Raw genomic sequence first — 22,222 nt, forward strand, 5'->3', positions numbered from 1 at the left:
CAACGGCACCGGCGCAGACGCCTGCATGCGCAAGGCGCAGTTGGCGCCGCAAGAAATGGACAGCGTGTGGCGGACCTGCCGTGCCGAGGCCCACCGCAAGACAGCTCGCAGGACGCTTCCAGCGTCTATGCCGTGGTTTCCGACCTTGCCTGGCAGCGATGCAAGCCATGACTTCGCAGGGAGTTGGCCAAAGGCGGCGAAACCTGAGCGTGGCCTCGCACTCGGTCTGCGATATCCCCCTTCCTGCTTCAAGACCCCCTCAGGATCCCATCCGTAAGCAGAGCCCCCTTGGTAAGGGGGCGCGCCAAGGGCGCGGGGATCGGAAGCAAGGATCGTGCACCAGGCGTCCGCTACGCGGATGCCTGGTGCGCAGCCCGCCAAGCGGGCTGCGCCACGGTCAACTCAGCTCAGCTGAGTTGACCGTGGCAGTGCTTGTACTTCTTGCCGCTGCCGCAGGGGCACGGATCGTTACGGCCCACCTTGGGCTCGTCGCGGGTCACCTGCGACACCGGCACCGGGGCGTTGCCGCCCTGCATCTGTTCCACTTCCTCGTCGGCACCGTAGCCGCCGGCGTCCTGATGCTGGAACTGCGAGGCCATCAGGCGCGCCTGCGCCTGCAGACGCTCCTGCTCTTCCAGCTCGGCCACTTCCTCTTCGCTGCGGATGCGCACGCGCGCCAGCAGGTTGATCACTTCGCGCTTGACGTTCTCCAGCATCTCGGAGAACAACTCGAAGGCTTCCTTCTTGTATTCCTGCTTGGGCTGCTTCTGCGCATACCCGCGCAGATAGATGCCCTGGCGCAGGTAATCCATCTTGGCCAGATGCTCCTTCCAGCCCTGGTCGAGCACGGTCAGCATCACGTGCTTCTCCAATGCGCGCATGGTGTCGTTGCCCACCGCCGCTTCCTTCTCGGCAAAGTGCGCATCCACCGCTGCCTGCACCTTGGCCGCAATCTGCTCGGCGTCCAGTTCTTCCTGCGTGCGTGCCATCTCGCTCAGCGCCAGCGGCATGCCCAGTTCCGATTCCAGCGTGGCTTCCAGACCCTTCAGGTCCCACTGCTCGTCGACCGAATTGGGCGGCACGAAGCGTGCGACCAGGTCGTAGATCACGTCGCCACGGATGCCGTCCACATTGTCCTTGACCGATTCGGCATCCAGCAGTTCGTCGCGCTGGGCGTAGATCACCTTGCGCTGGTCGTTGTTGACGTCGTCGAAGTCCAGCAGGTTCTTGCGGATGTCGAAGTTGTGCGCTTCCACCTTGCGCTGCGCCTTTTCGATCTGCCGGCTGACCAGGCGATCTTCGATGACGTCGTCTTCCTTCATGCCCATCATGCGCATCGCCTTCTGGACCCAGTCCGAGGCGAAGATCCGCATCAGGTTGTCTTCCAGCGACAGATAGAAGCGTGACGAACCCGGGTCGCCCTGACGACCGGCGCGGCCGCGCAGCTGGTTGTCGATACGCCGCGACTCGTGCCGCTCGGTACCGATGATGTGCAGGCCACCGGCGGCCTTGACCGCGTCGTGACGACGCTGCCATTCGGTCTTGGCCGCCAAGCGCTGCTCGTCGCTGATGTCTTCGCCCAGGCCATGCAGCTCGGTTTCCAGCGACCCGCCCAGCACGATGTCGGTACCGCGACCGGCCATGTTGGTGGCGATGGTCACCGCGCCCGTCTGGCCGGCGTTGGCTACGATGGTGGCTTCGCGCTCGTGCTGCTTGGCGTTGAGCACTTCGTGCTTGACCCCGGCCTTGCGCAGATGCTCGGAGAGCATCTCCGAGGTCTCGATCGAGGTGGTGCCCACCAGTACCGGCTGACCGCGCTTGGCGCAGTCTTCGATGTCGGCCAGCACCGCGTTGAACTTGCCCTTGCGGTTGAGGAACACCTGGTCCGGATGGTCCTTGCGCACGGTCGGGCGGTTGGTCGGGATCACCACCACTTCCAGGCCGTAGATGCTCTGGAACTCGTAGGCTTCGGTGTCGGCCGTACCGGTCATGCCGGACAGCTTCTTGTACATGCGGAACAGGTTCTGGAAGGTGATGCTGGCCAGCGTCTGGTTTTCGCGCTGTACCGGCACGCCTTCCTTGGCCTCGACCGCCTGATGCAGGCCATCGGACCAGCGGCGCCCGCTCAGCGTGCGGCCGGTGAATTCGTCGACGATCACCACCTCGCCATCGCGCACGATGTAGTCCACGTCGCGCTGATAGATCGCATGCGCGCGCAGCGCGGCATTGAGGTGATGCACCACGCTCAGGTTCTGTGCGGCATACAGGCCGTCTTCGGCATTCTCGAGAATGCCGGCCTGCATCAGCAGCTCTTCGGCGTGGCCCATGCCCGCCTCGGACAGATGCACCTGCTTGCCCTTCTCGTCGATCCAGAAATCGCCCTCGCCTTCTTCGCTTTCCTGCTTGGTCAGCTGCGGCACGATGCGGTTGACGCGGATGTACAGCTCCGGCGATTCGTCGGCCGGGCCGGAGATGATCAGCGGGGTACGCGCTTCGTCGATCAGGATCGAGTCGACTTCGTCGACTATCGCGTAATGCAGATTGCGCTGGTAGCGGTCGGCCTTGGACAGCGCCATGTTGTCGCGCAGGTAATCGAAACCGAACTCGTTGTTGGTACCGTAGGTGATGTCGCTGCCGTAGGCCTCGCGCTTGTCGCTATGCGGCATGCCCGGATACACCACGCCCACGCTCAGGCCCAGCCAGTTGTACAACTTGCCCATCTGGGCAGCGTCGCGGCGCGCCAGATAATCGTTGACCGTGACCACATGCACGCCCTCGCCCTGCAGCGCGTTGAGGTACACCGGCAGCGTGGCCACCAGGGTCTTGCCTTCGCCGGTGCGCATCTCGGCGATCTTGCCCAGGTGCAACACCATGCCGCCGATCAACTGCACGTCGTAATGGCGCATGCCGAGCACACGGCGGCTGGCCTCGCGGCACACCGCAAAGGCTTCGGGAAGAATCTTGTCCAGGGACTCGCCGGCGGCAAGTCGCTGCTTGAACTCCGGGGTCTTGGCTTGCAGCTCGGCGTCGGAGAGCTTCTCGATCGTCGGCTCCAGCGCATTGATCTGGGTGACGAGGCGGTTGAGCTGGCGCAGCTGGCGTTCGTTACGACTGCCAAAGACACGGGTAAGCAGACTGTTGATCATTGAAGAAACCGGTTGAAAAGGAACGGTTTGACCGACGCCGGTCCCCAAGACCCGGCCGCCGTAAACGAAACAGGGCGCACTGCGCCCTGTCGATGGCAACACCCTATTGTAGCTTGGGGCGGGCCTTCACGAATCAAGCACCACCCGCGCCGTCGTCAACCGCGCCCGCGGCGGCCCACCGGGGTATTCGTATCGCCCAGGAAGTTGCGTGGATTGACCACCCGCCCGTCCGCCCACACTTCGAAATGCACGTGCGCGCCGGTGGAGCGGCCGCTGGATCCGGCCCTGGCCACCTGCTGGCCGGCACGCACCAGATCGCCCACCTTCACCACCAGGCGCGAATTGTGCGCATAGCGGGTCACATAGCCGTTGCCGTGATCCACCTCGACCACGTTGCCATAGCCGCCGCGCACGCCGGCATAGCTGACCACGCCATCGGCGACCGACGTCACCGGGTCGCCCACATTGGCGTGGAAGTCCACTCCCTTGTGGAAGGCCGAACCACCGTCGAACGGGTCGGCGCGGCCGCCGAAGCCGGAGGTGATGTAGGTGTTGCGGATCGGCATCCGCGAGGGCACCGAATTCTGTTCGAGCTGATGATCGAACATCAGCGCCGCCAGCACGTTCAGTTGTTGGCCGGAGGCGGAGAATTGCTGTTCGACTTGCCCTAGCGTCTGCTTGAGCGACTCGACCGGCATGTCGCTGACCGGCTCATCGCCGCCGCCGACGCCGACCGGCGCGTCGAAGTCGAATTCGCCGTCCTTCAGCTTGCCCATTTCGGTCAGCCGCTCGCCCAATGCATTGAGACGGGTGGCCTGCGCCTGCAGCTCGCCCATGCGTGCGGCCAGTGCGTTGACCTGCGCCTGCGAGGCGCGCTGCACCTGGGCCAGCTCGGCCTGCTGCCGGGCAACCTTGGCCTGCAACGCGGAATTGGTCACCATGCCAGTGGCGGTGCTGGCACCGATGCCGATCAACATGCCCAGCCCAAGCACGGCGCCAAGGACTACCATCGGTCGATCCGCGGCAAAGCCCTGGAACTGGCGGGCCAACCGCTGCGCCCGGGTTTCGCGAGATTTGATTACGACTTTCTTCAACGCCATATGAGTGTCATGTCCAAGCCCAAGTCCAACGCACGCAACCCTTCCGTCCCACAACCGGCCATCGAGGCCGCATTGGGTGAAAAGGCTGGCGACCCCTTGCGCCGAGCGTTGTGGCTCGATGCGCTGGACCGGCAGTTGCGCCCCCTGTTACCGCCTCATCTGGTCACCCGTTGCCGGCTGGCCAATGTCAGAGACGAACAGCTCGTTTTTCTGGTTGATTCACCTGTCTGGCATGCCAGGTTGCGGCTTGCCGAGACCCAATTACTGGATGCCGCCCGATCCATCGGGCTGAAGGCCACCGCAGTGACCATCAAGACCACCACCACCCCGCTGCATTCCCCAACGCAGCAGAATCGCGAGCGTCCGCGCCCCGTCTCGGAGGCCACGCACAGAGGTCTGCGCGATGCGCTGGCCTCCCTGCAGGACGTTCCACCCACCAAACGGTGAGCGCCGCGCAGCCGGTGCGAAGTGGCCGCCGCAGCGTGAAAGAATTGCGAAGACCGCGCACGACCCGACGCATCCTAGCGGGCCTCAGCCACGCAGGAGTTAGAGAAGTCTTAAATAAACGTTAAGAACGGGCCGGTAATCCGACGCAGTTCACACTTCGAACGCCAACTACGGCATTCACCGACATCAGGCGTAGACGGGGCTGGCGTAGGTGACCGGCGGTTGCACGGTGCCTTCGGGGAAGCTGACCCATTCCCAGGCGGCCTGGTCCGCCAGTAGCGCACGCACCAGCTTGTTGTTGAGCGCGTGGCCGGACTTGAAGCCTTCGTAGGCGCCCAGAATGGCGCCGCCGGCCAGATACAGGTCGCCGATGGCGTCCAGGATCTTGTGCCGTACGAATTCGTTGGTGTAACGCAGGCCGTCCTCGTTGAGCACGCGGAACTCGTCCAGCACGATGGCGTTGTCCATCGAACCGCCCAGGCCCAGATTGCGCTCGCGCATGTATTCAAGGTCGCGCATGAAACCGAAGGTCCGGGCGCGCGAGATTTCCTTGACGTAGGCCGAGGTGGAGAACTCGATTTCCTGGCGCGACTGCTTGGCCGGGATCATCGGGTGATTGAATTCGATGGTGAAGCCGAGCTTGTAGCCGTCGTACGGCTCGAAGCGCGCGACCTTGTCGCCCTCGCGCACTTCCACCGTCTGCTTGATGCGGATGAAGCGCTTGGCCTTGTTCTGCTCGACGATGCCTGCCGACTGCAGCAGGAACACGAACGGGCCGGACGAACCGTCCATGATCGGCAGCTCGGCCGAGGACAGTTCGACAATGACATTGTCCACACCCAGGCCGGCCAGTGCCGACATCAGGTGCTCGACGGTCTGGATCTTGGCGCCATTGCAGGTCAGACCGGTGCACAGCGTGGTCTCGGTGACCAGCTCGGCATCGGCGGGGACTTCGACGATCGGCTCCAGGTCCACACGCCGGAACACCACGCCATGATCGACCGGAGCCGGCCTTAGCGTCATGTAAACCTTGTCGCCGCTATGCAGGCCGACGCCGGTGGCGCGAATGGTGTTCTTGAGTGTGCGTTGCTGGGTCATATGCGAAGTCTGGATGAACAATGCAGACAGACGCTGAACCGGCTGTCTAATCCGTTGAGATTATCCGAATTTTAACAAGTCGCGCGTGACGGGAACTGTAATTCCCAGGTCACGCAACTGCAAAAGCTGCCGGACCGTGGCCGATCCGGCAGAAAGGACATGGCACTGCACCCCCCGGGGCGAACCCGGAGGCGGGACGGACCGCGTCGCCGTAGCGACGCAGCCGACGATCCTCAGTCGGCCTGGCGGCGCAGGAACGCCGGGATATCCAGGTAATCGTTGGGCAGGTCTGCGGCCGGCGCAGCCGAACCGCCGCCGTTGTTGCCACCGCTGCCGACCGAGTCGCTGCTCGGACGACGCAGGCCCAGGCCCATGCTGCCGCCGACGGCCTTGGACACCGCATCGCCGCCGCTGGTGTCGAAATCGCCGAATTCCGGCTGGCCGGTGGTGGCATTGCGCACCAGCTTGATCGGCGCACGCTGGTCCGGGCGCTGGGTCTGACGGGCAACCGCACGGTTCAGGCCAGTGGCCACCACGGTGACGCGCACTTCGTCCTGCATGTCCGGGTCGAGCACGGTGCCGACGACCACGGTCGCATCTTCCGAGGCGAACGCCTCGATGGTGCGGCCGATCTCGTCGAACTCGGACATGGTGAAGTCCGGGCCGGCGGTGATGTTGACCAGGATGCCGTTGGCGCCGGCCAGGTTGACGTCGTCCAGCAACGGGTTCTGGATGGCGGCTTCGGCAGCGGCCTGCGCGCGATCGTCGCCGCGCGCCGAACCGGTGCCCATCATCGCCAGGCCCATTTCCGACATCACGGTGCGCACGTCGGCAAAGTCGACGTTGATCAGGCCCGGACGCACGATCAGATCGGCGATGCCCTGCACGGCGCCCTGCAGCACGTCGTTGGCAGCGCGGAACGCCTGGATCATGGTGGCGTTGCGGCCGAGCACGGTGATCAGCTTTTCATTGGGGATGGTGATCAGCGAGTCGCAATGCTGGCTCAGTTCCTCGATGCCCTTCAGCGCGACCTGCATGCGGCGACGGCCCTCGAACGGGAACGGCTTGGTGACCACGGCCACGGTCAGGATGCCCATTTCCTTGGCCAGCTGTGCCACCACCGGCGCTGCGCCGGTGCCGGTGCCGCCGCCCATGCCGGCGGTGATGAACACCATGTCCGCACCCTGCAGCGCGTCCATGATGCGCTCGCGGTCTTCCAGCGCGGCCTGACGGCCGACTTCCGGATTGGCGCCCGCGCCCAGGCCCTTGGTGACGTTGGTGCCGAGCTGCAGCTGCAGCTTGGCGCCGCAGTTCTTGATCGCCTGCGAGTCGGTGTTGGCGGTGATGAATTCCACGCCATCGACATTGGTGTTGACCATGTGCGCAACCGCGTTGCCGCCGCCACCGCCCACGCCAACGACCTTGATTACCGCGTTGGGAGCCATCTTTTCGATCAGTTCAAAATGTGCCATGTCAGTGTCCTCTTTGGATGCCGTGAATGGGGAATCGGGAATGGGGAATCGGATCGCTCCGTTCGCCAGCCCAACACCCGCATGTCGGCGAATGTTGTTGTTTGAATGCCGGGAATGGGGAGTCGGGAATGGGGAATCGCAACAGCGAATCACCTCCACGCCAACTACCACTTTCCTCGGCGGAAACACAAAAAATTACGCCCTGCCCGCTCTCACCCGCTCTCCACTCAAACCTGCCGCAACCGCTTCGCCTTTGCTTCAACCAATTCTCGAATCCCGATTCCCGATTCGTCAGAATTCGCCGCGATACCAATTCTTCAATTTCTTGAACAAGCTCCCGGCGCGTCCGGTCGGGATCGACGGGCGGCGCGGGTGTTCGATCTGGCTGCCCATCAGCAACAGGCCCACGCCGGAGGCGTGCACCGGGTTGCCGACGACTTCGCCCAGACCGGTGACGTGCTGGGGAATGCCCACGCGCACCGGCATCTGCAACATCTCCTCGGCCAGTTCGACCACGCCTTCCATCTTCGACGCGCCACCGGTGAGCACCATGCCGGCGCGCACCATTTCCTCGAAACCGGAGCGGCGCAGTTCGGCCTGCACCATTTCGAAGATTTCCTCGTAACGGCCCTGCACCGCCTGCGCGAGCGCATGCCGCGGCATGCGGCGCGGCGGGCGATCGCCGACCGACGGTACCTGGATGCTTTCTTCGGCGGTGGCCAGCTGCGCCAGCGCGCAGGCATACCGCACCTTGATCTGCTCGGCTTCCGGGGTCGGCGTGCGCAGCATGTGCGCGATGTCGTTGGTGACGTGGTCGCCGGCGATCGGCAGCGAGGCGGTGTGGCAGATCGCGCCCTGCACGTAGACCGCAAGGTCGGTGGTGCCGGCGCCGATATCCACCAGCACCACGCCCAGTTCGCGCTCGTCGGCGGTCAACACCGCCACGCTGGAAGCCAGCGACGACAGCACCAGATCGTCCACCTGCAGGCCGCACTTCTGTACGCACTTGGTGATGTTGGCCGCCGCCGACTGCGCGCACACCACCAGATGCGCATGCACCTCCAGGCGCACGCCGGTCATGCCGACCGGATTGCGGATGCCTTCCTGCGAGTCGTCCAGCACGTACTCGCGCGGGATCGCATGCAGGATGCGCTGGTCGGCGGGAATGGCCACGGCCTTGGCCGCATCCAGCACGCGCTCCAGATCGCTCCAGGTCACTTCGCCGTCGCGGATCGGCACGATGCCGGGCGAGTTCTTGCACTGCACGTGGTTGCCGGAAATCGACGCGTACACCGAGCGGATCTCGCAGCCGGCCATCAACTCGGCCTCTTCCACCGCGCGCTGGATCGACTGCACGGTGGACTCGATGTCCACCACCACGCCGCGCTTGAGACCGCGCGATTCATGCGAACCGATGCCGATCACTTCGATCGGATTGCCGGGCGAGTACTCGCCGACCAGCGCGACGACCTTGGAGGTGCCGATGTCCAGTCCAACGATGAGGGATTTGTCGCCTTTGCGGTTCATGTCTTAAAGCCGGGAATAGGGAATAGCGAATGGGGAATGGTCAACAGCGGTGCACGAATGCGAGGAGAATTGAGGACAAGTGTGTGAGGCGCAGCGGGCGGCGTCGGCTTGGGTTTTTTATCCATTCCCGACTCCCCATTCTCCATTCGCCGTTCGACCGTAAAGCCATTGGTGTAGCGCAGGTCGGCGCGGGCGATCGGGCGTTGCGGGTCAGCCAGTTGCGGCAGCACGCGGGCGAAGCGTTGCAGGCGGGCGCGGGCGTCGTCGCGGCCGATCACGATCTGCACGCCGTTGCTCAGGCCCAGCGACCAGCTACCACGCGCGTCCATTTCCAGACGCTCCACATCCAGCCCGGTCGGCGCGAACAGCGCGCGCGATTCGTTGTAGAGCGCCACCACGTCCTGGGTCTTGCTGTCCGGGCCACCGAGTTGCGGCAACTTGAAATCCTTCAACAATGGCGGGGTGCGGAACAACCGGCCCTGTTCGGACAACATGCGGTCGGTGCCCCAGCGCGCGAACGGCTTGTGCTCGGTGACGTGCACTTCCAGCACGTCCGGCCAGCGCTTGCGCACCTGCGCACTTTCCACCCACGGCAAGCGCGCGATGGCGTCCTGCGCGTTCTGCAACTTCACCGCGAAAAAGCCCGAGCGCGCATACGGCAGTACCACCGCACGCAACTCTTCGGCCGGCACCCGCTTGAAGTCGCCCGACACCCGCAACCGCGCCAACGGCCAACGCTCGGCACCGACCCAGCCATTGAGCACGGCCACCACCGGCAACGCGACCAGCGCCACCGCGAGCAACCACGCCAGGATGCGCAGGGTGGCGTTCATGCGCGCGCTCCGCGCGCGGGAATGGGGAATCGGGAATAGGGAATCGTCAACAGCGGCGCACTGCCTGCTGTCGCTTTTGCGATTCCCGATTCCCGATTCCCCATTCCCGGCGTCATAGCGTCTGCTCCAGCACGCGCCAGACCAGTTCTTCGAAATCGATACCGAGCTGGCGTGCGGCCTTGGGCACCAGCGAGTGGCTGGTCATGCCGGGGGCGGTGTTGACTTCGAGCAGATACAGCTGGCCGCTGGCGCGATCGCGCATCACGTCGACGCGGCCCCAGCCGCGGGCGCCGGCGGCGCGGAAAGCGTCGAGGGCGAGCTGGCGCAGTTGCGTCTCGGCATCGTCGTCCAGGCCCGGGCACAGGTACTGGGTGTCGTCGGCCAGGTACTTGGCGTTGTAGTCGTACCACTGGCCCTTGGGCACGATGCGGATCGACGGCAGCGCGACCTCGCCGAGCACGGCCACGGTGAGTTCGTCGCCTTCGATCAGTTGCTCCATCAGCAGCGCGCCGTCGTAGCGCGCCGCCAGCACCACGGCTTGTTCGAGCTGGGCCTGGTCGAACACGCGGCTGATGCCGACGCTGGAGCCTTCGTTGGCCGGCTTGACGATCACCGGCAGGCCAATCTGCCGGGCGGCGGCATGGATGTCGTCGGCGCTGGCACCGGCGGCCAGGCGCGCATAGCGCGGCGTGGACAGGCCCAGCGACAGCCACACCTGCTTGGTGCGGATCTTGTCCATGCTCAACGCCGAACCCAGCACGTCGGAGCCGGTGTACGGCACCTTGAAGGCTTCCATCAGGCCTTGCACGATGCCGTCTTCGCCGCCGCCGTTATGGCCGTGCAGCACGTTGAAGACGCGATCGAAGCGTTGCGCGACCAGCGCCTGCGCCAGGGCCGGAATGCCGTCGACCGGCTGCGCATCGACACCGCGCCCGCGCAGTGCATCGAGCACGTTGCTGCCGGAGTTCAACGACACCTCGCGCTCGGACGAGGTGCCGCCGAGCAGCACGGCGACGCGGCCGAACGCGGCCGGGTCGCTGATGCGTGCGTTGGGAATCATCGCGCTCATGCGCTCGCTCCGGTGAAACCGTTGTTGATGATGTGCTGTGCGACATAACCGATATCGCCTGCGCCCATCATCAGCAACAGATCGCCATCCTGCAGCACGTCCGGCAGCACTTCGGCCAGGCCGGAGATCTGGCCGACCACGACCGGTTCGCTGCGCCCGCGCGCACGGATCGCACGCGCCAGTGCACGCGCATCGGCGCCCGGAATCGGCGCTTCGCCGGCCGGATACACCTCGCTCAGCACCAGCGCATCGACGGTGCTCAGCACCGCGGCAAAGGCGTCGAACTGATCGCGGGTACGGCTGTAGCGATGCGGCTGGAACGCCACCACCAGGCGCTTGTCCGGCCAGCCGCCACGGGCGGCGGCGAACACCGCTTCCAGCTCGCGCGGATGGTGGCCGTAATCGTCGACCACGCGTACCCGCGCACCGGTGCTGGTGGTGACTTCGCCCAGGTCGTTGAAGCGGCGGCCGATGCCGGCGAAGTTTTCCAGCGCACGCGCGATGGTTTCCGGCGCAACGCCCAGCTGCCAGCCGATCGCGGCGGCCGCCAGTGCGTTGAGCACGTTGTGGCGGCCCGGCAAGGCGAGCGTCACCGGTGTGGTGGTGCCCTCAGGCAGGCGCAGCGTGAAGCGCATGCGCGGACCGTCCTGCACCACGTCCTCGGCGCGCACGTCGGCGTTTTCGCTCATGCCGTAGCTCATGACATGGCGCGGCGTCTTGCCGGCCAGCGCAGCCACTTCCGGATCGTCGATGCACAGCAACGCCAGACCATAGAACGGCAGGCGCTGCAGGAACTCGGCGAATGCCGCCTGGATGCGCGAAAAATCGTTGCCGTAGTTTTCCAGGTGATCCGAATCGATGTTGGTGATCACCGCCATCAGCGGATTCAGACGCAGGAAGCTGCCATCGCTCTCGTCGGCCTCGGCTACCAGCCACTGGCCGCCGCCGAGCTTGGCGTTGGCACCGGCAGCCAGCAATTGCCCGCCGATGACGAAGGTCGGATCCAGCCCGCCCTCGCTCAGCACCGCTGCCGCCAGGCTGGTGGTGGTGGTCTTGCCATGCGTGCCGGCCACCGCAATGCCGCGACGGAAACGCATCAGCTCGGCCAGCATCGCCGCACGCGGCATGATCGGAATACGCTGGCTGCGCGCTTCCATCAGCTCGGGGTTGTCTTCGCGGATCGCGCTGGAGACCACCACGCAATCGGTGCCGAGCACGTTGGCCGCCGAATGCCCGCGCATCACTCGCGCACCCAGCTTGGCCAGCCGACGTGTCGCCACGTTATCGGAGTTGTCCGAGCCGGAGACTTCGTAGCCCAGCGTCAGCATCACCTCGGCAATGCCGCTCATGCCGGTGCCGCCGATACCGACGAAATGCACGCGCGGAAACGCCCGCACCAGATCGCCACTGTCCTGCAGACGGCGGATCACGCGGCACCTCCGGTGGAGGTGCGAATCGGGAATTGGGAATCGGGAATCGTGTAAAGCGAGGCACCTGCGGCGTTGAGCGCCTGACCGGTGCGCTTGTTTTCTTGCATCACTGTCTGTTCCTGCAATTGTTCTGAGCTCTGCCCATTCCCCATTCCCGATTCACCACTGCCGGCTTCCTGCAGAATGATTTCGGCGATGCGTTCGGCGGCGTCCGGCTTGGCCAAGGTGCGCGCGGCTTGCGCCATCGACAGGCGGCGGGCGGGATCGGCGAGCAGGCCCTGCAGGACCTGCTGCAGCCGCACGGCCAGGGTGTCGTCCTGCTTGAGCAGCACGGCGGCGTCGGCGCCGACCAGGTATTCGGCATTGCGGGTCTGGTGGTCGTCCACTGCTGCGGCGAAGGGCACCAGCACGCTGCCGATGCCGGCGGCGCATAGTTCGGCCAGCGTGGAGGCACCGGCGCGGCATACGACCAGGTCGGCCCAGGCGTAGGCGGCGGCCATGTCGGCGATGAACGGTTCGACGCTGGCGTTGACGCTCGCCTGCGCGTACGCGGCCTCGGCTTCCGCACGCAGCTTTTCACCGCACTGGTGGCGCACGTCCACATCTGGGTGACCGAGCGCGGCCAGTGCCGCCGGCACCGCCTGGTTCAATGCGCGTGCGCCCTGGCTGCCACCGAGCACCAGCACGCGTACGGCAGTGCCACGGCCGAGCAGGCGCGTGGCCGGCGCGGGAAGCGCTGCGATTTCCGCACGCACCGGATTGCCCACTGCTTCTTCGCCGACGAAGCTGCCCGGGAAGCCGGTCAGCACGCGGCGCGCAAACCGCGACAACACCTTGTTGGTCATGCCGGGCGCGCGGTTCTGCTCGTGCACCAGCAACGGCACACCGAGCAGCCGCGCTGCCAGGCCGCCCGGGCCGGCCGCAAAGCCGCCGAAACTGATCACCGCACGCGGCTGGCGCTTGCGCAGCACGAAGCCGGCGGCGCGCACTGCGCGCATCACCCGCACCGGCGCGCCCAGCAATTTCACCAGGCCCTTGCCGCGCAGACCGCTGATGGACAGCGTGTCCAGTGGAATGTCGTGCTGCGGCACCAGCCGGGTTTCCATCGCCCCGTCGGCGCCCAGCCAGGTCACCGGCACGCCACGCGCGCGCAGCACCTTGGCCACGGCCAGACCCGGGAAGATGTGCCCGCCGGTACCGCCAGCAAGAATCATCACTGGTCGGATCCCCGCACCTGGATGTGCAGGCGTTTGCGCGGGATTCGCATGAGCGCTCATGCAATCCTCCCGAAGGTCGGTTCCACACGCGGCTGCATGCGGCTGGTGCCGCGCAGGAACTCGGACGCATGCGCAGACGTCGCCGAGGCTGCAGCGACCGGTGCCGGGGCGGATGCTGCGGCAACTGGCTCGCGCTGCGGTTTGCGCGCGGGCGCATAGGCCGGCGCGGCCGACTCGACCACCGGTTCGACCGGCTCGGCCGACGGCGCGCCCGCACCCTGCGGCGACAACTTGCTGCGCAGGCGCTCGGCACGATCCATTTCGTAGGACACGCGCAGCAGCAGGCCCATCGCCACGCAGGTCATCAGCACCGACGAGCCGCCGGAGGAAATCAGCGGCAGGGTCAGGCCCTTGGTCGGCAGAATCCCCAGGTTCACGCCTACCGAAACGAAGCTCTGCAGGCTGATCCACAGGCCGATGCCGAAGGCGATGTAGCCGGAGAAGTGACGCTTCATTTCCACGCAGCGCATGCCCAGCCAGAACGCGCGGCCGACCAACAGCGCGTACAGCGAGATCACCCCGCACACGCCGACAAAGCCGAGCTCTTCGGCGATGACCGAGAAGATGAAGTCGGTATGCGCTTCGGGCAGGTAGTTGAGCTTCTGCACCGAGGCGCCCAGGCCCACGCCGGTCCACTGGCCGCGGCCGACCGCCATCAAGGCGTTGGACAGCTGATAGCCGGAGCCGAGCTGGTCGGCCCACGGGTCCAGGAACGAGGTGATGCGACGCAGCCGGTACGGCTCCAGGATCGCGATGAAGGCGAACACCGGCAGGCCGAACACGATCGGCATCGACATGCGCGGCAGGTTCACCCCGCCCAGCACCAGCATGCCGGCGGTGATCGCCAGCAGCAGCGTGGACGAGCCGAAGTCCGGCTGCATCAGCAGCAGGCCGACCAGTGCGATCGCCACGCCCAGCGGCTTGAGCATCGCCGGCCAGGTCGCGTTGACCTCGTCGCGAAAGCGCACCAGATAGCTGGACAGCCACACGATGTAGAGCACCTTGACCGCTTCGACGGTCTGGAATTTCGACACGCCCAGATTGATCCAGCGCTTGGCGCCATTGACGCTGCTGCCCAGGCCGGGCACGAACACCACCATCAGCAGGCCGAAGCAGGCCAGCAGCAACACCTGGTTGTACTGCTCGATGGTCTTGAGCTCGGTGCGCATCGCCCAGAATGCCAGGCCCACGCCGATGCCCAGGAACAGCAGATGGCGGGTCAAGTAATAGAACGGGTTGTCGGACAGCTCGATCGAGCTGGACGCCACCATCACCACGCCCAGCGAGGCGAGCGTGGCCGCGGCCCCGAGCAGCCACGGGTCGTAGCGGCCGCCGATGGCGTCCAGTCGCGTGGCCTGGCGGGACATGTCGTTCATCAGCGCACCTTCAACGTGGCAAGGCCGATCAGCACCAGCACCACCGAAATGATCCAGAAGCGCACGATCACGCGCGGCTCCGGCCAGCCCTTGAGTTCGAAGTGGTGGTGGATCGGCGCCATGCGGAACACGCGCTTGCCGGTCAGCTTGAAGCTGGCGACCTGGATCATCACCGACAGCGTTTCGATCACGAACACCCCTCCCATGATCACCAGCACCAGCTCCTGGCGCACGATCACCGCGATGGTGCCGAGCACCGCGCCCAGCGACAGCGCGCCGATATCGCCCATGAACACCATGGCCGGATAGGTGTTGAACCACAGAAAGCCCAGGCCTGCGCCGGCGATCGCCGAGCAGATGATGATCAGCTCGCCGGCCCCGGGAATCAGCGGGATCTTCAGGTATTCGGCAAACACCACGTTGCCCGAGGCGTAGGCGAACACGCCCAGCGCACAGGCCACCAGCACGGTCGGCATGATCGCCAGACCATCCAGGCCGTCGGTCAGGTTCACCGCATTGGAGAAGCCGACGATCCAGAAATAGGCGATCACCACGAAGCTCACGCCGGCCAGCGGCAGCGCGATCGACTTGAACATCGGGATGTAGAAGGTGATCGCGGCCGGCACGTCGGCGGTGTAGTACAGGAACAGGCCTGCGGCCAGGCCGAAGATCGACTGCAGCAGATACTTCCAGCGCGACTTCAGGCCATTGGGATCGCGGCGCACGATCTTGATCCAGTCGTCGTACCAGCCGATCGCGCCGAAACAGATCATCACCGCCAGCACCAACCACACGTAACGGTTGCGCAAATCGCCCCACAGCAGTACCGACAAGGTCACCGTCAGCAGGATCAGCGAACCGCCCATGGTCGGGGTGCCGGCCTTGGAGAAATGCGTCTGCGGGCCGTCCTGGCGGATCGGCTGGCCGCCTTTGAACTGGGCCAGCTTGCGGATCACCGCCGGGCCCATCCACAACGACAGGAACAGCGCGGTCAGCGCGGCCAGGATGCCGCGAAAGGTCAGATAGTTGAACAGCCCGAACAGGCTCTCCAGTTGCTGCAGCCAACGCGCCAGCTCAAGCAGCATGGGATGCGTCCTCCGCCGGGGCGAGCAGCGCGGCGACAATGCGGTCCATGGCGCTGCCACGGGAGCCTTTCACCAGCAGCGTGGGCGGGGTTTGCGCCGTGGGGGCGGCAGTGGGCGCCGCCGCACCGGTGTGTTCGTACATCGAAGAAGATTCCTGCGTTTGGGTCGACGAAACGGCGAGCTGTGCCAGATCCGCCTGCAAGGCCGCGATCAACGCGGCATGGGTGGCGAACACCCGGCCGCCCTCGCCGAACGCTTGCGCGGCGGCGGCACTGAGCTCGCCCAGCGCATACAGGCGCTGCAGCTTGGCCGCGCGCGCGCGACGTCCGGCGGCGGCATGCAGGGCCGCGCCTTCCGGGCCGAGTTCGCGCATGTCGCCGAGCACCAGCCAGCCCTCGCCAGGTGCAGCGGCCAGGGTGTCGATGGCGGCATCCAGCGAACCGGGATTGGCGTTGTAGCTGTCGTCAATCAGCACCGCGCCGCCAGGCAGGGCGTGGGTGATCTGACGTCCGGCCACCGGGTGCGCCTGGGCCAGACCGGCGGCGATGATCGGCAAGGCGATGCCCGCACCCAACGCCAGACCGGCCGCAGCCAGCGCGTTGAGCACGTTGTGGCGGCCCGGCAACGGCAGCGCGATCTGCGCTTGGCCCTGCGGGGTCACCAGGGTGAATTGCGCGCCACTGGCCTGCAGCCGCAAGCCATGCGCGGTGATGTCGGCACTGGCCTGCAGGCCGTAACGCAACACGCGACGGCCCTGCACCGGCTGCGCATGCAACTGCTGCTCGAACCAGGCACCGAAGGCATCGTCGGCATTGATCACCGCCACGCCATCGGCCGGCAATGCGGCGTAAATGGCGCCCTTGGTGCGGGCGACGCCGAGCAGGCTGCCCAGGCGTTCCAGATGGGCGGGCGCGATGTTGTTGACCAGGGCCACGTGCGGCTGCGCGATCTCGGTGAGATAGGCGATATCGCCCGGCTTGCCGGCGCCCATTTCGTAGATCGCCAGGTCCGCATCGTCCGGCGCAGCAATCACCGCCAGCGGCAGGCCGATCTCGTTGTTGCGGTTGCCCGGCGTGGCGTACACGGTGGTGCCGTCGACACGCCCGGCCTCGGTCAGGATGGCCAGCAGCAGGGCCTTGACGCTGGTCTTGCCGTTGGAGCCGGTCAAGGCGATCACCCGCGTGGCGCGGTCGCGCTGCATGCCGGCAGCGATACGCGCAAGCGCGAGTTCGGTATTTTCCACCAGCACCTGCGGCACGCTCAGCGCCGGCAGCAGGCGATCGACCAGCACACCGCTGGCGCCGTGCGCCACCGCGTCTGCGGCAAAGTCGTGTCCGTCGAAACGCTCGCCGCGCAGCGCCACGTACAGGCTGCCGTTGGCCAGCGTGCGGGTGTCGTTGCCGACGGTGTCGATCATGGCGTCGTCGCCATGCAGCTCGCCACCGGCCCAGTGGGCGATCAACGACAGCGGAGTGAGCTTCATGCGCGCACTCCCAGTAAGGTGCGCGGCAACAGGGCCTGCGCCGCCACGATAGCGTCGTCGAAGGCATGCCGCACGCCGGCGACTTCCTGGTACGGCTCGTGGCCCTTGCCGGCGATCAGCACGATGTCGGAGGGGCTGGCCATGCTGATGGCCTGATGGATCGCCGCGGCGCGGTCGCGCTGCACGATGGCCGCATCCGGGCGCGCGAAGCCGCGCAGGATATCGGCCACGATCACATCGCCATCTTCGCCACGCGGATTGTCGTCGGTGACGATCGCCACGTCGGCATTGACCTCGGCAATGGCCGCCATCTGCGGGCGCTTGCCGGTATCGCGCTCGCCGCCGCAGCCGAACACGCAGATCAGCCGGTCCTGTGCATGCGAGCGCAGGCTGGCCAATGCCTGTTCCAGCGCGTCGGGCGTGTGTGCGTAGTCGACGACCACCAGCGGTGCGCCATGCGCGCCACCCAGGCGATTCATGCGGCCGTGGATCGGCTGCAGCCGACCGAGCACTTCGGCGATCTGCGCCGGCGCGATCTCCAGCGCAGACAACGCACCGGCCACGGCCAGCAGGTTGTCCACGTTGAAGCGGCCCAGCAGCGGCGAGTGCACCGGATGCACCTGGCCGTCGAGATGCAGCGCGAAATTGATGCCGTTGTGATCCAGCTGCAGTGCCTGCGCACGCACGCTTGCCTGGGCCTGCGCGCGCGAGCTCACGCCGATCGCGCGCAGCGCGGGGTCGAGCGAGGCCAGCAGCGTGCGGCCGAAGTCATCGTCCAGGTTCACCACCGCGGCCTTCAATCCGGCGCGCGTGAACAGCCTGGCCTTGGCCGCGCCGTACTGCGCCATGTCGCCGTGGTAATCGAGATGGTCGCGGGTGAGATTGGTGAACACCGCCACGTCGAAATGCACCGCATCCACGCGGCCCTGGTCCAGCGCATGCGAGCTGACTTCCATCGCCACCGCCTGCGCGCCCGCGTCGCGCAACTGCGCCAGCAAGGCATGCGTTTGCAGCACCAGCGGCGTGGTGAAACCGGTCGGCACGGCGCTGCCGTACAGGCCGACACCCAGGGTGCCGAGCGTGCCGGCAGGGGTGCCGAGCAGCGTCAGGGCCTGCGCCAGCAATTGCACGGTGGAGGTCTTGCCGTTGGTGCCGGTGACGCCGACCATGCGCATCGCCCGCGAGGGCTGGCCATGGAACTGATCGGCCATCGCGCCCAGGCGCGCACGCAGGCCCGGCACCGCGATCGCATCGGCCGGTGCCGGTAGGTCGGCCGGCGCCGGCGGTTCGAACAACACCGCCGCCGCGCCATTGGCGCGCGCCTGGTCGACAAAGCCCAGGCCATGCGCACCAAACCCGGCGATCGCCACGAAGGCATCGCCCGCACGCACCGCACGGCTGTCCATCACCAGGCCCGACACCTGCACCTCGTGCGCAAGCGGCACGTCCGGCAACAACTGCGACAGCGGCATGCTGCGGCTCACTGGCGGCTCTCCTGCAGCGGTGCAGGCTGGGCGGGTGCGGGCAGTGCAGCCGGTGCGAGTGCGGTGGGAATACCCGCAGACACTTCATCCACCGGGTCCGGCACCAACGCCGGATCCAGATCGGCGGGCTGCGGCTTGACTACCGGCTGCCCGGTCTTGCCGGCGGCCTGCGCGGCCAGCCACGACTGGATGTCGTCCGGCGGCACGTCCATCAGCCGCAGCGCGCCTTCCATCACCCTGTGGAACACCGGCGCCGACACCAGGCCGCCGTAATACACCTTGCCCTGCGGATCGTTGATCACGATGACGGTGGCAAAGCGCGGACGCGTGGCCGGCACCAGGCCGGCGAACAGCGCGTTGTAATGCCCGCGCTCGTACCCGTTAGCGCCGTTCTTGCGCGCGGTACCGGTCTTGCCGGCCACGTGATAGCCCAGGATCGCCGCGCCCTTGGCGCCGCCCTGGGTGACCACGGTTTCCATCATGTCGATGACCTGGCGCGCCACCTCGGGGGTGACCACCTGGCGGGTCTCGTTGTGCTGGCCGCGCACGAAGGTCGGCGGCGTCAGCTTGCCGCCATTGCCCAACGTGGCATACGCCTGCGCGATCTGCAGCGGCGTCACCGACAGGCCGTAGCCGTAGGACATCGTGGTCTTGGACGGGCCGCTCCAGCGCGCCGGCTGCAGCACCACGCCGGCCGATTCGCCGGGAAAACCGCTGTGCGGCGCCGCGCCGTAGCCGAAGTTGCGGATCGACTGATAGAAGGTCTGGTCCGGCACCTTGGCGGCGATCTTGGCCGCGCCGATGTTGGAGCTGCGGGTGATCACGCCGGTGACGTTGAGCACGCCGTTGTTGCGCGGCACATCGCGGATGGTGAAACGCCCCACCGACATGTAGCCGGGGTTGGTGTCGATGACCGTGTCCTTGGTCACCACACCGGCAGTCAGCGCGGTGGCCACGGTCAGCGGCTTCATCGTCGAGCCCGGCTCGACCAGATCGGTGACCGCACGGTTGCGGCGTGCCGACGGGTTGATGCCGGTGACCGCGTTGGGGTTGTAGGTGGGCAGGTTGACCATCGCCAGCACTTCGCCGGTGGCCACATCCATCACCACCATCGACCCGCCGGCCGCATTGTTTTCGACCAGCGCGTTGCGCAGCTCCTTGTAGGCCAGGAACTGGATGCGGCGGTCGATGCTCAGCGTCAGGTCCTTGCCCGGCTGCGCCGGACGTACCAGATCCACGCTCTCCACGATCGCGCCGCGCGCATCGCGCACCACCTTCTTGGAGCCCGGCTTGCCGCGCAGCCATTCGTCGAAGGCCAGCTCCAAGCCTTCCTGGCCGCGGTCATCGATATTGGTGAAGCCCAGCACGTGGGCCATCGCCTCGCCTTGCGGATAGAAGCGGCGGAACTCGCGCTGCGAAAACACACCGGGAATCTTCAGATCGACAATCGCATGTGCCTTGTCCGGATTGATCCGGCGCTGCAGGTACATGAATTCCTTGCCGGCCTTCTGCGCCAGCTTGGCGTTCAACTCGTCCAGCGGCTGGCCGAGCGCCTTGGCCAGCTCGGGAATGCGGTCCGGGTTGCGCAACAGTTCCTGCGGATTGACCCAGATCGATTCCACCGGCGTGGAAACGGCCAGCGGCTCGCCGTTGCGGTCGGTGATCATGCCGCGCGAGGTGGCGATCGGCAGCTCACGCAGATAGCGCGCTTCGCCCTGGCGTTGGTAGAAATCGCGGTTGACCAGCTGCACGAACGCCGCCCGGCCGATCAGCGTCACCGAGCACAGGCCCAGCGCGATGCCGACCAGTGTCAGGCGGCCACGCAGATTGAAGTTGCTGCGCGCGCGGTTGCGGCCGGCTTTCATGGCGCACCTCCGTGTGCGCCACCCTGCGGGCGGCTTCGCCGTGCAAAACGGCTGTCCTGCCGTTTTGTCATGGGCGTACCTGTGTGTGCGCCACCCTGCGGGCGGCTTCGCCGTGCAAAACGGCTGTCCTGCCGTTTTGTCATGGGCGTACCTGTGTGTGCGCCACCCTGCGGGCGGCTTCGCCGTGCAAAACGGCTGTCCTGCCGTTCGGTCATGGGCGCACCACCACGATGTCGTTGGTCTCCGGGAACTTCATCCCGATGCGCGCACGCGCGACCTGATCCACGCGATTGCTTTCCGCCCAGGTGGCCTGCTCCAGTTGCAGCCGGCCGAATTCGATGTTCAATTCATCGCGCGTGTGCTCGAGCTTGGACAACTGCACGAACAGCTTGCGATGCATGTGACGCATGTACACGACCCCGATCGCCGAGGCGATGCTGCAGGCGAGCAGCACGATGAGCAGCAGGCGGCTCATGCGGCGTCTCCGTTCGGAGACGCCGGGAATCGGGAATCGGGAGTCGGGAATCGGAAAGCAGCGGCACTGTTGCCTTTGTCCATTCCCGATTCCCCATTCCCCATTCCCAGCTTTTCGGCCACCCGCAATACCGCGCTGCGGGCGCGAGGGTTGACGCTCAGTTCGGCGTCGTCGGCCTTGATGGCGCCGCTGATCAGCTGCAGCGTCGGCACGAACGGCTGTGCTTCGGGCAGGCGGCGGTTGCTTGGCGGGGCCTTGGCGTAGCGGGCCATGAACTGCTTGACGATGCGGTCTTCCAGCGAGTGGAAGCTGATCACCGCCAGGCGGCCGCCGGGCTTGAGCGCGCCCAGGGCGGCATCCAGGCCGGCTTCCAGATCGTCCAGTTCGCGGTTGATGTAGATGCGGATCGCCTGGAAGCTGCGCGTGGCCGGATGGGTCTTGCTGTCGCCGCGCGGCATCACCGAGGCGATCAATTCGGCCAGTTGCGCGGTGCGCAGCAGCGGCTGTTCGGCGCGGCGCGCCACGATGGCGCGCGCGATGCGGCGGCTCTGGCGCTCTTCGCCATAGGTCCACAGCACGTCGGCGATGTCGCGGTCGCTGGCATGCGCCAGCCACTCGGCCGCGCTCTGGCCGGCGTCCGGGTCCATGCGCATGTCCAGCGGGCCGTCCTTGCCAAAACTGAAACCGCGCCCGGCCACGTCCAGCTGCGGCGAGGACACGCCCAGATCCAGCAGGATGCCGTCGACGGTTGCCGCAGCGACCACCTGGCCGAGGCCGGCAAAGCTGCCGCGATGGATGGACACGCGCGCATCGTCACCGAACGACTGTTCGGCCACGGCGATCGCGTCGGGGTCCTTGTCCATCACCAGCAGTCGACCTCCCGGGCCAAGGTGTTGCAGCACACCACGGGCGTGTCCGCCACGCCCGAACGTGCCATCGAGATAGGTTCCGTTGTCGATCACCTGCAGGCCGTCCAGAACCTGCGTGTACAGCACCGGCACGTGGGCCGCCGGTGGCTGCGACACCGGGTGACCGGGCTGCGCTTCACCGCGCAT

The 22,222-nt window shown here is 66.4% G+C and carries 17 protein-coding genes; 1 reads left to right on the forward strand and 16 read right to left on the reverse strand.

Annotated features, from left to right (window positions below; all coding sequences use genetic code 11):
* Positions 1-407: 407 nt before the first annotated feature.
* A complete protein-coding gene (gene secA / locus FHT08_RS09895; protein WP_166774989.1) occupies positions 408-3,146 on the reverse strand; it encodes a preprotein translocase subunit SecA in 2,739 nt (912 codons plus the stop codon).
* Positions 3,147-3,301: 155 nt separating this feature from the next.
* Entirely contained in the window at positions 3,302-4,246 is a 945-nt protein-coding gene (locus FHT08_RS09900) for a M23 family metallopeptidase (protein WP_166774990.1), read from the reverse strand.
* Between FHT08_RS09900 and FHT08_RS09905 the strand changes: the two genes are divergently transcribed.
* Positions 4,247-4,693 (forward strand): DUF721 domain-containing protein, encoded by a 447-nt coding sequence (locus FHT08_RS09905; RefSeq protein ID WP_166774991.1) that lies wholly within the window; start codon positions 4,247-4,249, stop codon positions 4,691-4,693. It begins immediately after the preceding gene.
* Positions 4,694-4,879: 186 nt separating this feature from the next.
* Here the strand turns inward: FHT08_RS09905 and lpxC are convergent, their stop codons facing one another.
* The 14 genes from lpxC to rsmH all read right to left on the reverse strand — a co-directional run bounded on the left by lpxC (position 4,880) and on the right by rsmH (position 22,222).
* On the reverse strand, positions 4,880-5,791 hold the full coding sequence (gene lpxC, locus FHT08_RS09910; protein ID WP_039515842.1) for a UDP-3-O-acyl-N-acetylglucosamine deacetylase: 912 nt from the start codon (positions 5,789-5,791) through the stop codon (positions 4,880-4,882).
* 233 nt (positions 5,792-6,024) lie between these two features.
* Entirely contained in the window at positions 6,025-7,263 is a 1,239-nt protein-coding gene (gene ftsZ, locus FHT08_RS09915) for a cell division protein FtsZ (RefSeq protein ID WP_039530676.1), read from the reverse strand.
* Positions 7,264-7,554: 291 nt separating this feature from the next.
* Complete coding sequence (gene ftsA, locus FHT08_RS09920) at positions 7,555-8,790, reverse strand: cell division protein FtsA (RefSeq protein WP_003485272.1); 1,236 nt, start codon at positions 8,788-8,790, stop codon at positions 7,555-7,557.
* Positions 8,787-9,623, reverse strand: a complete 837-nt coding sequence (locus FHT08_RS09925) for a cell division protein FtsQ/DivIB (protein WP_166774992.1) — start codon at positions 9,621-9,623, stop codon at positions 8,787-8,789. The genes ftsA and FHT08_RS09925 overlap by 4 nt, the downstream gene beginning before the upstream one ends.
* 112 nt (positions 9,624-9,735) lie before the next feature.
* The gene (locus FHT08_RS09930) at positions 9,736-10,692 is read right to left on the reverse strand and encodes a D-alanine--D-alanine ligase (RefSeq protein ID WP_166774993.1); all 957 of its coding nucleotides are present in this window, start codon (positions 10,690-10,692) and stop codon (positions 9,736-9,738) included.
* Positions 10,689-12,122, reverse strand: a complete 1,434-nt coding sequence (murC, locus tag FHT08_RS09935) for a UDP-N-acetylmuramate--L-alanine ligase (protein ID WP_104606770.1) — start codon at positions 12,120-12,122, stop codon at positions 10,689-10,691. Before murC ends, FHT08_RS09930 begins: the two co-directional genes overlap by 4 nt.
* Positions 12,119-13,399 (reverse strand): undecaprenyldiphospho-muramoylpentapeptide beta-N-acetylglucosaminyltransferase, encoded by a 1,281-nt coding sequence (murG, locus tag FHT08_RS09940; protein WP_166774994.1) that lies wholly within the window; start codon positions 13,397-13,399, stop codon positions 12,119-12,121. The genes murC and murG overlap by 4 nt, the downstream gene beginning before the upstream one ends.
* Positions 13,396-14,775, reverse strand: coding sequence for a putative lipid II flippase FtsW (gene ftsW / locus FHT08_RS09945; RefSeq protein ID WP_104606772.1), 1,380 nt, complete (start codon positions 14,773-14,775; stop codon positions 13,396-13,398). The genes murG and ftsW overlap by 4 nt, the downstream gene beginning before the upstream one ends.
* Positions 14,775-15,860 (reverse strand): phospho-N-acetylmuramoyl-pentapeptide-transferase, encoded by a 1,086-nt coding sequence (gene mraY / locus FHT08_RS09950; RefSeq protein WP_104538520.1) that lies wholly within the window; start codon positions 15,858-15,860, stop codon positions 14,775-14,777. Before mraY ends, ftsW begins: the two co-directional genes overlap by 1 nt.
* Positions 15,850-17,343, reverse strand: coding sequence for a UDP-N-acetylmuramoyl-tripeptide--D-alanyl-D-alanine ligase (gene murF / locus FHT08_RS09955; RefSeq protein WP_166774995.1), 1,494 nt, complete (start codon positions 17,341-17,343; stop codon positions 15,850-15,852). Before murF ends, mraY begins: the two co-directional genes overlap by 11 nt.
* Positions 17,340-18,815: a UDP-N-acetylmuramoyl-L-alanyl-D-glutamate--2,6-diaminopimelate ligase gene (locus FHT08_RS09960; RefSeq protein ID WP_181141378.1), complete on the reverse strand. Its 1,476-nt coding sequence runs from the start codon at positions 18,813-18,815 to the stop codon at positions 17,340-17,342. Before FHT08_RS09960 ends, murF begins: the two co-directional genes overlap by 4 nt.
* An 8-nt stretch (positions 18,816-18,823) precedes the next feature.
* Positions 18,824-20,692, reverse strand: a complete 1,869-nt coding sequence (locus FHT08_RS09965; protein WP_024939428.1) for a penicillin-binding protein 2 — start codon at positions 20,690-20,692, stop codon at positions 18,824-18,826.
* A 211-nt stretch (positions 20,693-20,903) separates the two neighbouring features.
* Positions 20,904-21,167 carry a cell division protein FtsL gene (gene ftsL / locus FHT08_RS09970; RefSeq protein WP_005991913.1) on the reverse strand — a complete coding sequence of 88 codons (264 nt, stop codon included), beginning with the start codon at positions 21,165-21,167 and terminating at the stop codon, positions 20,904-20,906.
* Positions 21,164-22,222, reverse strand: a complete 1,059-nt coding sequence (gene rsmH, locus FHT08_RS09975) for a 16S rRNA (cytosine(1402)-N(4))-methyltransferase RsmH (protein WP_166775443.1) — start codon at positions 22,220-22,222, stop codon at positions 21,164-21,166. Before rsmH ends, ftsL begins: the two co-directional genes overlap by 4 nt.

This window comes from Xanthomonas sp. CFBP 8151, from assembly GCF_011761885.1.
Lineage (GTDB): Bacteria > Pseudomonadota > Gammaproteobacteria > Xanthomonadales > Xanthomonadaceae > Xanthomonas > Xanthomonas arboricola_B.

Excerpts from the sequence above, each read along its gene's own strand:
- ftsL (WP_005991913.1), bottom strand. The coding sequence starts at position 21,167 with ATGAGCCGCCTGCTGCTCATCGTGCTGCTCGCCTGCAGCATCGCCTCG.
- rsmH (WP_166775443.1), bottom strand. The coding sequence starts at position 22,222 with ATGCGCGGTGAAGCGCAGCCCGGTCACCCGGTGTCGCAGCCACCGGCG.
- FHT08_RS09930 (WP_166774993.1), bottom strand. The coding sequence starts at position 10,692 with ATGAGCGCGATGATTCCCAACGCACGCATCAGCGACCCGGCCGCGTTC.
- murG (WP_166774994.1), bottom strand. The coding sequence starts at position 13,399 with ATGAGCGCTCATGCGAATCCCGCGCAAACGCCTGCACATCCAGGTGCG.
- FHT08_RS09925 (WP_166774992.1), bottom strand. The coding sequence starts at position 9,623 with ATGAACGCCACCCTGCGCATCCTGGCGTGGTTGCTCGCGGTGGCGCTG.
- ftsZ (WP_039530676.1), bottom strand. The coding sequence starts at position 7,263 with ATGGCACATTTTGAACTGATCGAAAAGATGGCTCCCAACGCGGTAATC.
- FHT08_RS09905 (WP_166774991.1), top strand. The coding sequence starts at position 4,247 with ATGAGTGTCATGTCCAAGCCCAAGTCCAACGCACGCAACCCTTCCGTC.
- FHT08_RS09960 (WP_181141378.1), bottom strand. The coding sequence starts at position 18,815 with ATGCCGCTGTCGCAGTTGTTGCCGGACGTGCCGCTTGCGCACGAGGTG.
- ftsA (WP_003485272.1), bottom strand. The coding sequence starts at position 8,790 with ATGAACCGCAAAGGCGACAAATCCCTCATCGTTGGACTGGACATCGGC.
- FHT08_RS09965 (WP_024939428.1), bottom strand. The coding sequence starts at position 20,692 with ATGAAAGCCGGCCGCAACCGCGCGCGCAGCAACTTCAATCTGCGTGGC.
- murF (WP_166774995.1), bottom strand. The coding sequence starts at position 17,343 with ATGAAGCTCACTCCGCTGTCGTTGATCGCCCACTGGGCCGGTGGCGAG.
- FHT08_RS09900 (WP_166774990.1), bottom strand. The coding sequence starts at position 4,246 with ATGGCGTTGAAGAAAGTCGTAATCAAATCTCGCGAAACCCGGGCGCAG.
- ftsW (WP_104606772.1), bottom strand. The coding sequence starts at position 14,775 with ATGAACGACATGTCCCGCCAGGCCACGCGACTGGACGCCATCGGCGGC.
- secA (WP_166774989.1), bottom strand. The coding sequence starts at position 3,146 with ATGATCAACAGTCTGCTTACCCGTGTCTTTGGCAGTCGTAACGAACGC.
- lpxC (WP_039515842.1), bottom strand. The coding sequence starts at position 5,791 with ATGACCCAGCAACGCACACTCAAGAACACCATTCGCGCCACCGGCGTC.
- mraY (WP_104538520.1), bottom strand. The coding sequence starts at position 15,860 with ATGCTGCTTGAGCTGGCGCGTTGGCTGCAGCAACTGGAGAGCCTGTTC.